This is a genomic window from Streptomyces sp. ISL-100 (assembly GCF_018614615.1).
Classification (GTDB): Bacteria; Actinomycetota; Actinomycetes; order Streptomycetales; family Streptomycetaceae; genus Streptomyces.
The window spans coordinates 65302-79594 of record NZ_JAGGOK010000024.1; the positions used below are offsets into that span (position 1 = coordinate 65302).

The 14293-nt window shown below is 69.2% G+C and carries 9 protein-coding genes, 1 tRNA gene and 1 pseudogene; 9 read left to right on the plus strand and 2 right to left on the minus strand.

Translation table 11 applies throughout. The features are described 5' to 3' along the window. Positions 1–511 precede the first annotated feature (511 nt). The gene (locus J7E89_RS10810; protein ID WP_214971919.1) at positions 512–3889 is read left to right on the plus strand and encodes an ALF repeat-containing protein; all 3378 of its coding nucleotides are present in this window, start codon (positions 512–514) and stop codon (positions 3887–3889) included. 81 nt (positions 3890–3970) lie between these two features. Further along, positions 3971–4354 carry a hypothetical protein gene (locus J7E89_RS40725; protein ID WP_251060367.1) on the plus strand — a complete coding sequence of 128 codons (384 nt, stop codon included), beginning with the start codon at positions 3971–3973 and terminating at the stop codon, positions 4352–4354. Positions 4355–4442: 88 nt separating this feature from the next. Here the strand turns inward: J7E89_RS40725 and J7E89_RS10820 are convergent. Then, positions 4443–4592, minus strand: a pseudogene (locus tag J7E89_RS10820) (transposase); the annotation flags it as partial. A 376-nt stretch (positions 4593–4968) separates the two neighbouring features. Then, a tRNA-Arg gene (locus J7E89_RS10825) sits at positions 4969–5040 on the minus strand. A 151-nt stretch (positions 5041–5191) separates the two neighbouring features. Here J7E89_RS10825 and J7E89_RS10830 point away from each other — a divergent pair. The 7 genes from J7E89_RS10830 to rho all read left to right on the plus strand — a co-directional run bounded on the left by J7E89_RS10830 (position 5192) and on the right by rho (position 14194). Next, positions 5192–5626, plus strand: coding sequence for a response regulator (locus J7E89_RS10830; RefSeq protein ID WP_214971925.1), 435 nt, complete (start codon positions 5192–5194; stop codon positions 5624–5626). Between the two features lie 78 nt (positions 5627–5704). Beyond that, positions 5705–6697 carry an ArgS-related anticodon-binding protein NrtL gene (gene nrtL, locus J7E89_RS10835; protein WP_214971928.1) on the plus strand — a complete coding sequence of 331 codons (993 nt, stop codon included), beginning with the start codon at positions 5705–5707 and terminating at the stop codon, positions 6695–6697. Positions 6698–6722: 25 nt separating this feature from the next. Further along, positions 6723–8114 (plus strand): diaminopimelate decarboxylase, encoded by a 1392-nt coding sequence (gene lysA, locus J7E89_RS10840; RefSeq protein ID WP_214971932.1) that lies wholly within the window; start codon positions 6723–6725, stop codon positions 8112–8114. 96 nt (positions 8115–8210) lie between these two features. Beyond that, positions 8211–9512 carry a homoserine dehydrogenase gene (locus tag J7E89_RS10845; RefSeq protein WP_214971935.1) on the plus strand — a complete coding sequence of 434 codons (1302 nt, stop codon included), beginning with the start codon at positions 8211–8213 and terminating at the stop codon, positions 9510–9512. Between the two features lie 6 nt (positions 9513–9518). Further along, positions 9519–10589 (plus strand): threonine synthase, encoded by a 1071-nt coding sequence (gene thrC / locus J7E89_RS10850; protein WP_214971937.1) that lies wholly within the window; start codon positions 9519–9521, stop codon positions 10587–10589. A 268-nt stretch (positions 10590–10857) separates the two neighbouring features. Further along, positions 10858–11778: a homoserine kinase gene (thrB, locus tag J7E89_RS10855; RefSeq protein WP_214971938.1), complete on the plus strand. Its 921-nt coding sequence runs from the start codon at positions 10858–10860 to the stop codon at positions 11776–11778. A 334-nt stretch (positions 11779–12112) separates the two neighbouring features. Further along, complete coding sequence (gene rho, locus J7E89_RS10860) at positions 12113–14194, plus strand: transcription termination factor Rho (RefSeq protein ID WP_214971939.1); 2082 nt, start codon at positions 12113–12115, stop codon at positions 14192–14194. The last annotated feature ends 99 nt before the right edge of the window (positions 14195–14293 follow it).

The following is a 14293-nucleotide window of genomic DNA, read 5'->3' on the forward strand; positions in this document are numbered from 1 at the left end:
CGTCGGCGAGGGTTTCCACTTCGGCGTACGCCGAAAGGGAAATTCTCGCTCAAGTTGGGGAGCTACTTCGGCTTGGCCATGGAATCTCCCTCTCCACACTTTGTCCACTCCGTGAACTACCCCAAACCAGCCGAAGGTTACGGCCCCGTTGTGACCCTCCTCACCTTCCGGAAAGGTTGTACGGTTCCTTATGGAGGAAGTGTAAAGGATCTTGGGGGTCCCCCTCCCCCGCGACGGCCGATAATCCTCGGGGTGGCGTCCTTATTTCCCTGAAACTAGTTGGATGACCCACATAAATATGGACAACTCGTCACGGCGATGCCGTGCAAATTTTTTCTAACTGCGCTGCGCTGCTGTCTGCATAAAAACGCGTTGGTATCGTCGCTGCACTGCGCAGGCACTCCCATACGCCTCACTCGCGCCACAGGTAACTGCCGGGCGGGCGGGGGGCCTACCGCGTCAGTGATCACTGAGCTGCCTCACGGGCAAACACCACGAGGACCACACCCTTATGCAGACGATGTTTTGGAGTCGGCGCCGACTCCTCGGCGCCCTGGCCGCCGTCACGGCCGCCGCCGCGTGCCCCACGGCGTTCATGCCCATAGCCCGCGCCGCCACTGCGGAGGGCGAAGCCACTGATCCGCTCACGCTGCCGGACACCGACCGGGCGAAGGTGATCAAGGCATGGATGACGGGCGGAAAGGCCGTCAGAGCGGCAGCGGCCGATGCGCTTTACGGCACCGATGTCGCCATCCAGACCTTCCTCGCCGAAACCCTGCCGAAGGCGACCGTGGAGGACAACCGCGTCGCCATCGTCGCCTACCTCGCCCGGGCCGGCACGGGACTGCGCCGTGAGGCCGTCGCAGCCCTCAACAACGGTGACAGCACTATCGCCGCCTTCCTCAACGACGGCTTCAAGCCCGCCCTCGAGGAAGACCTGCGAGTGGCCACGGCCACCGTCTCGAATACCGGCGGCAAGGCGGTCAAGCGCGAAGCCTCCGCTGCCCTAACCGCCAACACGCAGACGGCTCTGGAGGACTTCCTCACCAGCGGCCAGTTCACCGCCCGCGTGGAGGACATGCGGGTAGAGGCCACCACCATGCTGTTCAGGGGCGGCCCGGAGGTGAAGAAGTACGCGGACCGCGCCCTCAGCGGCACCGCGGCGGACGTGAAGTGGTTCCTCGACACCGGCCAGCACATCGCCCGCGCCCGTGACCAGGAGTCGGCGACGATCGAGGAACTCGTCGCGGTGGTCGAGCGGGAGGGGAAGCGCGCGCAGGCCGAGACCAACCTGGCCGTCGAAGCATCCGATCGCGCACAGACCGCCGCACTGAAGGCGAAGGAGGCGGCCGAGAAGGCGGCGGCGGAGGCGGCAGCGGCCAAGGACGACGTGAAGAAGTCCGGGGAAGCGGCCCGCAAGGCGGCCAGTGCCGCCAAGGGCGCGGCAGACGCCGCCCGGAACGCCATCAACGCCTCCCACGCCGCCGTGGCCGCATCCCGCCGCGCCTCCTTTGCCTCCACCGCCGCCTCCCAGGCCGCCGCGACCGCCGGATACGCCGCATCCCGCGCCTACAATGCCGCGATCGCCGCCTCCAAGGACGCCTCCCAGACCGAGGCGGCCAAGAACGCCGCGGTCGTGGCCCGCAACGCCGCCGCGAAGGCGCGCTCGGCGGCCAAGGCGGCCGATCAGGCCGCGATAGCCTCCGCACAAGCTGCCAGTGCCGGCTCCACAGCCGCCTCCGCCGCCCGCAACGCCGCCGCCGCTGCAAGCGCCTCGGCCCAGGCCGCCGCATCCGCCGGCGTAGCGCAGCACGAAGCGGCGGAAGCGAAGCGTCAGGCCGCCATCGCGACCACCGCCGCGAACCGGGCCACCAACGCCGCCTCCACCGCACAAGCCCTGGCCAACTCGGCCGCAACGGCCGCGCGCACCTCGCGCGATGCCGCCAACTCCGCTGCCGACCATGCCGAGAAGGCGGCAATCGCGGCCGAGGAGGCGGTGAAGTACGCGGGTCAGGCGGTTGACTACGCGAACAAGTCCACCGCCCACGCGGCCGAGGCGGTGAAGGCTGCCAACACCGCAACCAAGGCCGTCGACGATGCCCTCACGGTGGAGCAGGCGGCCCGGGACGCGGAGCTGGCGCGCCTGGAGGAGGACAAACTGCAAGGCCTGGACGAGGCCAGGCAGCTTGTCCAGATTGAAGCGGACGAGCGGGCGACGTACGAGGGCAAGCGCGCGCAGGCGGAGCAGACCGAGCAGGCCGTCAAGGACCTGATCGCCAATGCCGAGCAGGCGCTGGCGGGCAATGACCTGGCAGTGGCGGCCACACTGGGCCGCAAGGCCGCCGTGGGCCTGCTGAACGCGAAGGGTGCTTGGACGCGGGAGGCCGCCCAGTTCGCCCTGTCCGGCACGGACGCCGACGTGCACGCCTGGATCGACACAGACCGGGCCCTCGCACAGGGGCAGGACGACCGGGAAACCGCCCTCTACCTCGCCCAGATATCCGCCCCCAAGATCGGAACGGCGGCGCAGACGGCACTGGCGAGCGATGCCCCGGACGCGGCGCGGGACTTCCTCACCACAGGGCTGATCGAAGCCGCCGCGGACGACAACCGCGTCCAGATCTTCCGCGTCCTCAACGACAGCCCCGGAACGGCCGTCAGGGCGGCGGCTGAGGCCGCGATCGAGACGAACACCGCGAAGGCGCTGCAGGACTTCTTCGACCACGCCTACCCCGACGCGGTGCGGGAGGACGACGCGGTCACCACCGCGACGCTCCTCAGCAACGGCGGCCCCTACACCAAGGCGCACGCCGAGGTGGCACTCGAGGGCCCGACGTGGATGCGCAGGAACTTCGTCGATGTGGTGCAGCACAAGACGGCACAGTTCGACCACGACTCCGCCACCCACATCGCGGCGATCCGCGGCGCAATCGCGGCAGCGGCCAAGATCGCCCACAAGGCGCAGCAGGACGCGGCTCTGGCATCGAAGGCGGCAGCGGAGGCCCGCAAGGCGGCGGCGGAAGCTCAGGAGTGGGCAAACAAAGCGCTGGCCTCGGCGGACAAGGCCGCCGGATACGCCACGCAGGCGAAGCAGCACGCCGATGACGCGGACAAGTCCGCCGCCGCCGCTCAGGCATCGGCGGACAAGGCCAAGACAGCGGCAACGACAGCGCGCGGCGCCGCCCGCTCGGCGAACTACTCAGCGAACAAGGCGATCGACGCAGCCCGCAGCGCCCTAAACTCTTCGTACAGCGCCCAGGCGTCGGCATCGAGCGCGCGTCACTCCGCAATCGCGGCGGGCCAAGACGCACAGACTGCCGCGGTTGCGGCCACCGACGCCCGCCGCATCGCCACCGAGAAGCGCAGGGCCGAGCTGGCGGAGGCCGTGCAGAAGGCTGTCGAGGCGGCGAAGGCCACCCAGGCGAGCGGGAGCGACCCCGCCAACAGCACCACACACGACCAGGTCAACCCGAACGGCACCAGCACCAGCACCGAGAAAGACGAGTTTTGGACCGACGCCGGGTGGTGGGCTGACACGTTCAACTACGTCAGCATCGGAACCGGGTTCATCTCCGCCGGACTCGGCCTCGCCAGCATCTGGTTCCCCGTGGTGGCCCCCTTTGCAGCGGGCTTCGGCTACGCCTCCCTTGCGACCGCCGGGCTCAGCTCCCTGTTCACGGGCCTCGAATACGGGTTCTCCAGCGGTGAGTTCTCCTCCTCTGCCGGGGGAACCGCCCTGGGACTGCTCACGTTCGGCCAGTCCAAGTGGATCGGAGCGATCACCAAGGTCGGTGACGAGGTGGTGGCCCCTGTGGCCACGAAGATCGGGCAGTTCGGCCACGATCTCGTGTCCCCGATCACTGGGACACTGGGCTCAGTGTTCGGATAGGGACCCTCACGTAAGCTGACCAGCAGGGGCTGGTGTCGTCACCAGCCCCTGCACCGTTCTCAGGGAAAAGGACCTCACATCATGCTCGCGTCCGTTGCCACCGGTTGGCTGTGGCTGATGGCCGCAGCAGCCACCGTGATCCACTGCTCCGCCATGGCGAAGTGGATTCCCCGCCGGAAGTTCCGGATGGTGTATCCGTTCATCATTACCGGATGCGGTATCGGCACGATCGCGTTCGGCCAGCTCAGGGGATTCACGCTGGCTGCCATGATCGCCCTGTACTCGTTCTCCCTCATCGGCCTGACCGTGGGGTTGTTCCCGAGCCGCAAGCTGTTCACCATGTGGGCCCACGAGCTCAACGAGGGCGTGACACGCGAAAGGTACGACTTCCCGCGCTGGCACGTCCCATTCAGTATCTTCTGCGTGATCGTCATGCTGATTGCCGCGTCCGTGCTGACGCGGTGATAGCCACTGTCCTCCCGCAGCTACACGCGCCGATCGTCATCGCGGTCCGTGCCAGGATGTCCGCCAGTTGGTGGTTAAAGAGGTCGTCTCAGTTGGTGTAGCGGCAGCAACAGATGAGGACGCTGGCGATGCCGACGAAGGCCAGGAAGTGCTCGGCTTTGCGCTCGTAGCGCGTGTGCGGGCGGCGGCAGCCATTGAGCCAGGACGTGGTGCGCTCGACCACCCAGCGGTGGCGGCCCGTCAAGGACCTCCACGTCTTGATAGGCGGCCTCGGCCTGGGCGTATCGCTTGTCGGTCGGCGAACAGGCCACCAGACCGCTTACGTTTCCGCGTGGCGGCAGCCACATTTAGGCAGGTCAGACGCAGTCATCTGGAACGAGATGATGTTCCCCGCCAGATCGGCGCCAGGGTCGGATTTCCGCCGCGAGTACGGCTCCCGAGAACCGTGCCGAGTTGCTTCGATCTGCGGATACATGCCAACCGAGCGAGACGGCCACGTTGTTCGGAGTGCCGCAGGACCGGAAAAGAGCAACGGTCAAAAGACCGTTTGCGTTTTGGCGTGTACGCAAAAGCTCCCGACCTGTATTTCTGCAGGTCAGGAGCTTTTCCCGGAGTGCCCCCGGCAGGATTCGAACCTGCGCACACGGCTCCGGAGGCCGTTGCTCTATCCCCTGAGCTACGGGGGCGTACCGCCGTGGTTAAGCGGCGACGAGTTGAACACTACCAGCTCCGGGCGGGTGTCCATGAACAGGTTTTGCGGGCTCCCGGCGTCCCCCTCGCGGGGCGGAAGTCGGCAAAAGCCGGACGCGGCGGTCGGGGGCGACCTACTCTCGAGTTGTGCCAGGCGTGTCCGGCCGCGTGCTTGTTGTGGACGACAACAAGGTCATCCGGCAGTTGATCAGGGTCAATCTCGAGCTGGAGGGCTTCGAGGTGGTGACCGCGGCCGACGGTGCCGAGGCTCTGGACATCGTTCACCGGGTCTGCCCCGATGTCGTGACGCTGGACGTCGTGATGCCACGGCTCGACGGGCTGCGTACGGCCGCCCGGCTCCGAGAAGACCCGCGGACCAGTCGGCTCCCTGTCGCGATCATCAGTGCCTGCACGCAGTACGAGGTGGAGAGCGGCCTCGCCGCCGGCGTCGACGCCTTCCTCTCCAAGCCCTTCGAGCCCGCCGAGCTGGTCAGGCTCGTACGGCAGTTGATGCACCGGGAGGGCCCGCCGTCTGCCGACGGCAGGCATGAAGCCGGGCAGGCGGGGCGTACAGTCGGTTGAGGTGGCCGCCGACCCGCGGGTGACCGGATGGCGAAACCGGTTCGCGTTGTGACCCCCCTCCTCCCATACGCTGGTCCCGTGACCCCCGCAGAGCTCTCCCGTACCGTGCTGCGCGCCGTGCGTCGCGCCGTGGACGAGGACGTGCTGCGGGCGCCGGTGCCGGAGCACGCCGTCGTCGAGCGGCCGCGGCCCGGCGGCCGCGGCGATTACGCCACCAACGTCGCCCTCAAGCTCGCCGGCCCCGCCGGCCGCCCCGCCCGTGAGGTGGCCGAGATCCTCCGGGGTGTGTTGCTGGAGATGGAGGAGGAGGAGGGGACCATCTGCGACGTCGAGGTCACCGGGCCCGGCTTCCTGAATCTCACGCTCGCGCACGACGCGCACGCTTCGCTTGTACGTACCGTCCTCTCCCAGGGGCATGCCTACGGGCACGGCCACGCGCTCGCCGGTGACGTCGTCCGGGTGGGCAGCGGGCCCCACGCCGACGCCGTGGCCCGGCTCGTCCACGCCCAGGGCGGGACCGTCGTGCGTACGAGCGCGACTGATGCCCCGGTGGCCGACCTTGGTGCTCTCCGCGCCCGGCTCGGGCGCGACGGTGCCACGTGGCGGCTGATCTGGCCCACCGCGACCGCCGCCCCCGACGACCTCCTCGTGCAGCGCGAGACCAATCCCCTCTTCCGGGTGCGGTACGCCCACGCCCGTTGCCGCGCCCTGGTCCGCAACGCCGCCGCACTTGGGTTCATCGGCGATGGCGACAGGGGAGAGGGAGAGGGAGCGGGAGTGGGAGGGGGAGGGGGAGTGAGTGAGGAGTACGGGGTGGCTCGGGTTCTTGCCGATTACCCCGGCGTCCTCGACGCCGCTGCCCGCCATCGCGCGCCCGACCGGCTCGCGCGGCACCTCGACATGGCTGCGGAGGCATTCTTCCGCTTCCACGACACCCACCCCGTCCTCCCCCTCGGCGACGAGAAACCCTCGGTCGCCCACCGTTCCCGGCTGGCCCTCGCCGAGGCCACCGCAACGGTGCTCGCCGGCGGCCTGTCCTTGCTCGGCGTCAGCGCCCCCGAACATCTGTGACAGCTGTGAGAGAGACAGAAGAGACATGAGCCGTTCCGCACACCCCGCCGGGCCCCGTCACGCCGACGTCTACCCCGAGGGCCACTACACCGCCCCGGCGGCCGACCTCAACGTCCTCGACGAGAAGGTGTGGGCCAGGACCGTCCGCCGTGATGACGACGGTGTCGTTTCTGTCGGCGGCATCGAAGTGAGCCGCCTCGCCGAGGAGTTCGGCACGCCCGCCTACTTCCTCGACGAGAGTGACTTCCGCGCCCGCTGCCGCGCCTGGGCCGACGCCTTCGGGCCGGACGCCGACGTGTTCTATGCCGGCAAGGCCTTCCTCTCGCGGGCCGTCGTCCGCTGGCTTCAGGAGGAGGGGCTCAATCTCGATGTCTGCTCCGGTGGGGAGCTCACCACCGCGCTCGACGCCGGGATGCCCGCCGAGCGCATCGCCTTCCACGGCAACAACAAGTCCGTGGAGGAGATCGAGAGGGCCGTGCGCGTGGGCGTCGGGCGGATCGTGCTCGACTCCTTCCAGGAGATCGTCCGTGTCGCGCACATCGCGCAGAGCATGGGCCGCCGGCAGCGCGTGCAGATCCGCGTGACTGTGGGTGTCGAGGCGCATACGCATGAATTCATCGCCACCGCCCACGAGGACCAGAAGTTCGGGATCGCGCTCGCCGACGGGCAGGCGGCGGAAGCGGTACGTCGGGCCCTGCGGCTCGACGGGATCGAGCTCATCGGCATTCACTCCCACATCGGGTCGCAGATCTTCGACATGGCCGGGTTTGAGGTTTCCGCGCGGCGCGTCGTTCAGCTGCTTGCCGAGGTACGGGACGAGCACGGCGTCGAGCTGCCCGAGATCGACCTCGGCGGCGGGCTCGGCATCGCGTACACCTCCGAGGACGACCCCAGCGAGCCGCACCAGATCGCCAAGGCGCTCAACGAGATCGTCAGCAGGGAGTGCGAGGCGCACGGGCTGGCCACCCCCCGCATCTCCGTCGAGCCCGGTCGCGCCATCGTCGGGCCCACCGCCTTCACCCTCTACGAGGTCGGCACCATCAAGCCGCTGGAGGGGCTGCGTACGTACGTGAGCGTGGACGGCGGCATGTCGGACAACATCCGTACCGCGCTGTACGACGCCGAGTACAGCGTGGCGCTGGTGTCGCGCGCCTCGGACGCCGAGCCGATGCTCGTCCGTGTCGTCGGCAAGCACTGTGAGAGTGGCGACATCGTGGTGCGGGACGCGTTCCTGCCTGCCGATCTCGCGCCCGGTGATCTCATCGCCGTGCCCGCCACCGGGGCGTACTGCCGGTCCATGGCCAGCAACTACAACCACTCCCTGCGCCCGCCCGTCGTAGCGGTCAATGACGGCCGGGCGCGCGTAATCGTCCGGCGCGAGACGGAGGAAGATCTCCTGCGTCTCGATGTCGGCTGATGAAATAGATGTCTCGCAATCTGGACCGGGGATAGAAACTCCCGTCCGGTGAGTGAGACTGGTTCACACTCAAGCAAGAAGACGAAACGAGGTCGGATGATGCGTACGCGTCCGCTGAAGGTGGCGCTGCTGGGCTGTGGTGTGGTCGGCTCAGAGGTGGCGCGCATCATGACGACGCACGCCGACGACCTCGCCGCCCGCATCGGGGCCCCGGTCGAGCTCGCCGGGGTCGCGGTCCGCCGCCCCTCCAAGGTCCGCGAGGGCATCGACCCCGCCCTGATCACGACCGACGCGACCGCCCTGGTCAAACGGGGCGACATCGACGTCGTCATCGAGGTCATCGGCGGCATCGAGCCGGCCCGCACCCTCATCACCACCGCATTCGAGCACGGCGCCTCCGTCGTCTCCGCGAACAAGGCCCTCCTCGCCGAGGACGGCGCGGCCCTGCACGCCGCCGCCGAGGAGCACGGCCGGGATCTGTACTACGAGGCCGCTGTGGCAGGTGCCATTCCGCTCGTACGGCCGCTGCGCGAGTCCCTCGCCGGCGACAAGGTCAACCGGGTGCTGGGGATCGTCAACGGCACGACCAACTTCATCCTCGACAAGATGGACACGAGCGGAGCCGGTTACTCCGAGGCGCTCGACGAGGCCACCGCCCTCGGGTACGCCGAAGCCGACCCCACCGCCGACGTCGAGGGCTTCGACGCCGCCGCCAAGGCCGCCATCCTGGCCGGCATCGCCTTCCACACCCGGGTGCGGATCGGCGACGTACACCGGGAAGGGCTGACCGAGGTCACGGCCGCTGACATCGCTTCCGCGAAGCGCATGGGATGCACCGTCAAGCTGCTCGCCATCTGCGAGCGCGCCGCCGACGGCCAGTCCGTCACCGCGCGCGTCCACCCCGCGATGATCCCGCTGACCCACCCGCTGGCCTCGGTCCGCGAGGCGTACAACGCGGTCTTCATCGAGGCCGAGGCGGCCGGGCAGCTCATGTTCTACGGTCCGGGCGCCGGCGGCGCTCCGACCGCCTCCGCCGTTCTGGGCGACCTCGTCGCCGTCTGCCGGAACCTGGTCGCCGAGACCACCGGACCGGGCGAGTCCGCGTACACCCAGCTTCCTGTCAGCTCCATGGGCGAGGTCGTCACGCGCTACCACATCAGCCTCGATGTGGCCGACAAACCGGGTGTTCTCGCCCAGGTCGCTACGGTCTTCGCCGAGCACGGTGTCTCCATCGACACCGTGCGCCAGCAGAGCCGGCAGGACGGAGGCGGCGAGGCATCCCTCGTCGTCGTCACCCACCGCGCGCCCGACGCCGCCCTTTCGGGGACCGTCGAGGCGCTGCGCAAGCTCGACACCGTGCGCGGTGTCGCCAGCATCATGCGTGTTGAAGGGGAGTAAGGACCCATGACCAGCATCGGCACCCACCAGTGGCGCGGCATCATCGAGGAGTACCGGGACCGTCTTCCGGTGACGGAGACGACGCCGGTCGTCACGCTCGGCGAGGGTGGCACGCCGCTCGTACTGGCGCAGGTCCTCTCCGAGCGCACGGGCTGCGAGGTGTACCTCAAGGTCGAGGGCGCCAACCCGACCGGGTCCTTCAAGGACCGCGGCATGACCATGGCGATCACCCGCGCCAAGGAGGAAGGCGCGAAGGCCGTCATCTGCGCCTCCACCGGCAACACGTCGGCCTCGGCCGCCGCCTATGCCGTACGAGCCGGGATGGTCTGCGCCGTCCTCGTACCGCAGGGCAAGATCGCGCTCGGCAAGATGGGCCAGGCGCTGGTGCACGGCGCCAAGATCCTCCAGGTCGACGGCAACTTCGACGACTGCCTGACGCTGGCCCGCAGCCTGTCGGACAACTACCCCGTCGCGCTGGTCAATTCGGTCAATCCGGTCCGCATCGAGGGGCAGAAGACCGCCGCCTTCGAGATCGTCGACCGGCTCGGTGACGCCCCGGACATTCACGTACTTCCCGTCGGCAACGCCGGAAACATCACGGCGTACTGGCGCGGGTACCGCGAGTACGCGGCCGACAAGATCTCGACGCACAACCCCCGAATGTGGGGCTTCCAGGCCTCCGGCTCGGCGCCGATCGTGCGCGGCGAGATCGTCAAGGACCCGCACACCGTCGCCACCGCGATTCGCATTGGCAACCCCGCCTCGTGGCAGTACGCCCTTGAGGCCCGGGACGAGTCGGGCGGCTTCATCGATGAGGTGACGGACCGGCAGATCCTGTCCGCCTACCGGCTGTTGGCGGCTCAGGAGGGCGTCTTCGTCGAGCCCGCCTCGGCGGCCAGCGTCGCCGGTCTGCTCAAGGCCGCGGACGAGGGCAAGGTCGACCCGGGCCAGAAGATCGTGTGCACGGTGACCGGAAACGGCCTCAAGGACCCGGACTGGGCGGTGGCCGGAGCGCCGCAGCCAGTCACGGTGCCCGTGGACGCCGCCACGGCCGCGGAGCGCCTCGGCCTCGTGTAGGCGGCAGGCGCCCGGGGCAGACGTAGAATGTGGCCGGGGCAGACGTAAAAACCCCGTAAGCGCCCGTAAGCCCAGACATAGGCGCACAGGATGGCTCGCGACACGCATCGTGCGCCTCCTGTGCGCCCTATGTCGTCACAGAACCTTCCTTCGATAGGCTGTACTGAACCCGCCCCGCCGCATATGCCGCGGTGCTGTTGCCGTCATGGCCTTCGGGTGTTCGTACTTCGTCAAAATCTCGCAGTCCCACAAGGAGAGTCGTCGAGCGATGGCCGGTCCCGCGTTCCGCGCCGCCGCCGTAAGGGTGCGCGTCCCCGCCACCAGCGCAAATCTTGGTCCCGGCTTCGATGCCCTGGGCCTGTCGCTGGGGCTGTACGACGATGTCGTCGTCCGGGTCGCCGACTCCGGGCTGCATGTAGACATCGCAGGTGAGGGCGCCGAGACGCTGCCCCGCGACGAGAGTCATCTGCTCGTACGGTCGCTGCGCACCGCCTTCGACCTGCTCGGCGGACAGCCGCGCGGCCTCGAGGTCGTGTGCGCCAACCGCATCCCGCACGGCCGCGGCCTCGGCTCCTCCTCCGCCGCCATCTGCGCCGGCATCGTCGCCGCACGCGCCGTGACCATAGGCGGCGACGCGCGGCTCGACGAGGCCGCGCTGCTGGAGCTGGCGACCGAGATCGAGGGCCACCCCGACAACGTCGCCGCCTGCCTGCTCGGCGGCTTCACGCTCGCCTGGACCGACGGGGGAGCGGCCAGGGCGATCAGGATGGATCCTGCGGCTTCCATCGTTCCGGTGGTTTTCGTCCCCGGAAAGCCGGTGCTCACCGAGACCGCCCGCGGCCTGCTGCCGCGGACCGTCCCCCATGTGGACGCGGCCGCCAACGCCGGTCGCGCCGCCCTGCTCGTAGAGGCCCTGACCAGGCGTCCCGGGCTGCTGCTCGCGGCGACCGAGGACCGACTCCACCAGGACTACCGGGCCCCGGCGATGCCGGAGAGCCTGGCCCTGGTCAACCGACTGCGCGCGGACGGCGTCCCGGCAGTCATCTCCGGCGCGGGCCCCACGGTGCTCGCGCTGGTCGAGGACAGTGCGGCCGACAAGGTCGCACAGCTGGCGGGCGAGGGGTGGGCGGCCAACCGGCTGGCTCTCGACGCCGCCGGAGCGAGTGTTCTGCCGCTCGGAGCGCAGTGACACGCGATTGCCGGTGAACGAGAGGGGGAATATTTATTGGATCCGGTAGTGTTAATCTCAAGTCTGCACCCGGCGTCCTTGTGGCGCGGTGCACCGTGTCCCCGTTCGGGACCACCATTCTTCCGGGAGCCTCCCCAACTGCCTGAGCAGCCTGCCTGAGCAGTTTCGAGCACGCTCCGGAACCGGTAATGCAAGAGCCGGACCCCCAGCACGTTATTTCTTCCGCCGTATCCGGCGGACCACCGCCCCGGCACGGTTTACCAAGACCGCAGTCGGACAGCACAACCGGTCGCCGAGCCAGAAGGCCGACGTCCGCTCCAGGGAAGGACCCTTCGTGAGCGACACCACCGATCTGATGGGCGTGACTGCCGACAAGAATGTCGACAACACCGCGTCCGCCGCAGGTGCTGCCACTGGTAGTGCCGCACGGCGCCGCCGCTCCGGCACCGGCCTCGACGGCATGGTCCTGGCCGAGCTGCAGCAGGTCGCGTCCGGCCTCGGCATCAGGGGCACCGCGCGTATGCGCAAGAGCCAGCTGATCGAGGTCATCAAGGAAACGCAGGCCGGCGGCTCTGCCCCGGCGAAGAGCGCCGACACGGCCGGCTCCGCTGCCGAGACCAAGCCGAAGCGCCGCGCCACCTCCAAGGCTCGTACGGGAGACGAGGCCGCTGCGGCCCCGGCCCCCGCGCCTGCCGCCGAGAAGGCTGTGGCCCAGCAGCAGATCGAAATCCCCGGTCAGCCTGCCAGTGACGACCAGCCGGCCGGCGAGCGCCGCCGGCGTCGGGCCACCGCCCAGGCGGGCAGCCCCGACACGGCCGTCGCCACCGAGGTGAAGGCCGAGCCCAAGGGCGACGTCAAGACCGAGCCGAGGACCGACGCGCAGCCCGAGGCCAAGGCCGAGACTGCCGTCGACACCTCCGAGGGCCGCCGGGGTGACCGCCAGGAGCGCGGTCAGCGCGGTGACCGCCGCGAGCGCGGCGACCGCCAGCGTGACCGCGGCGACCGTGGTGACGGCGCGCGTGGCGACCGCCAGGACCGTGGCGACCGCGGCGACCGTGGCGACCGCCGTGACCGTGGCGGCAAGGCCGACGACCAGGGCGGCCAGCGCCAGCAGCGCCAGGGTGGCCAGGGCCAGGGCGGCCCCCAGGGCGCCGGACCGCAGGACGACGACGATTTCGAGGGTGGCCGTCGTGGCCGCCGCGGCCGCTACCGCGACCGCCGGGGCCGTCGTGGCCGCGAGGAGTTCGGCAGCGACGCGCCGCCGGTCTCCGACGACGACGTCCTGATCCCCGTCGCGGGCATCCTGGACATCCTCGACAACTACGCGTTCATTCGTACGTCCGGCTACCTGCCGGGCCCGAACGACGTGTACGTGTCGCTGGCCCAGGTCCGCAAGAACGGCCTGCGCAAGGGTGACCACGTCACCGGCGCCGTCCGCCAGCCCAAGGACGGCGAGCGCCGCGAGAAGTTCAACGCGCTTGTCCGGCTGGACTCTTCGAACGGCATGGCGGCCGATTCCGGTCGCGGGCGCCCGGAGTTCAACAAGCTGACGCCGCTGTACCCGCAGGACCGTCTGCGTCTCGAGACCGACCCGGGCGTCCTGACGACCCGGATCATCGACCTCGTCGCGCCGATCGGCAAGGGCCAGCGTGGCCTGATCGTGGCCCCGCCGAAGACCGGTAAGACCATGATCATGCAGGCGGTCGCCAACGCGATCACCGTCAACAACCCCGAGTGCCACCTGATGGTCGTCCTCGTCGACGAGCGTCCTGAAGAGGTCACCGACATGCAGCGGTCGGTGAAGGGCGAGGTCATCTCCTCGACCTTCGACCGCCCGGCCGAGGACCACACCACCGTCGCCGAGCTGGCCATCGAGCGCGCCAAGCGTCTCGTCGAGCTGGGTCACGACGTGGTCGTCCTGCTGGACTCGATCACCCGTCTGGGCCGTGCGTACAACCTCGCGGCTCCCGCCTCCGGACGCATCCTGTCCGGTGGTGTCGACTCGACCGCGCTCTACCCGCCGAAGCGCTTCTTCGGTGCGGCGCGCAACATCGAGGACGGCGGCTCGCTGACCATCCTGGCCACCGCGCTGGTCGAGACCGGCTCGCGCATGGACGAGGTGATCTTCGAGGAGTTCAAGGGCACCGGCAACATGGAGCTCAAGCTCGACCGGAAGCTCGCCGACAAGCGCATCTTCCCGGCTGTGGACGTCGACCCATCCGGCACCCGTAAGGAGGAGATCCTCCTCAACGCGGAAGAGCTCGCCATCGTCTGGAAGCTGCGCCGGGTGCTGCACGCACTCGACTCGCAGCAGGCGATCGAGCTCCTGCTGGACAAGATGAAGCAGACGAAGTCGAACGCCGAATTCCTGATGCAGATCGCGAAGACGACTCCTTCGGGCAACGGCGGCGACTAACTGTCGCCGGCGTAAACAGCGCCAACTGAGCCGCCCCGTCACGAAAGTGGCGGGGCGGCTTTGTCGTGTCCGCCCATGAAAGCCCGGCCGTAAACGCAT

What these genes read in the sequence shown, in the direction of transcription:
- J7E89_RS10810 (WP_214971919.1), top strand. Translation starts at nt 512, where the DNA reads ATGCAGACGATGTTTTGGAGTCGGCGCCGACTCCTCGGCGCCCTGGCC.
- thrC (WP_214971937.1), top strand. Translation starts at nt 9,519, where the DNA reads ATGACCAGCATCGGCACCCACCAGTGGCGCGGCATCATCGAGGAGTAC.
- lysA (WP_214971932.1), top strand. Translation starts at nt 6,723, where the DNA reads ATGAGCCGTTCCGCACACCCCGCCGGGCCCCGTCACGCCGACGTCTAC.
- J7E89_RS10845 (WP_214971935.1), top strand. Translation starts at nt 8,211, where the DNA reads ATGATGCGTACGCGTCCGCTGAAGGTGGCGCTGCTGGGCTGTGGTGTG.
- thrB (WP_214971938.1), top strand. Translation starts at nt 10,858, where the DNA reads ATGGCCGGTCCCGCGTTCCGCGCCGCCGCCGTAAGGGTGCGCGTCCCC.
- J7E89_RS40725 (WP_251060367.1), top strand. Translation starts at nt 3,971, where the DNA reads ATGCTCGCGTCCGTTGCCACCGGTTGGCTGTGGCTGATGGCCGCAGCA.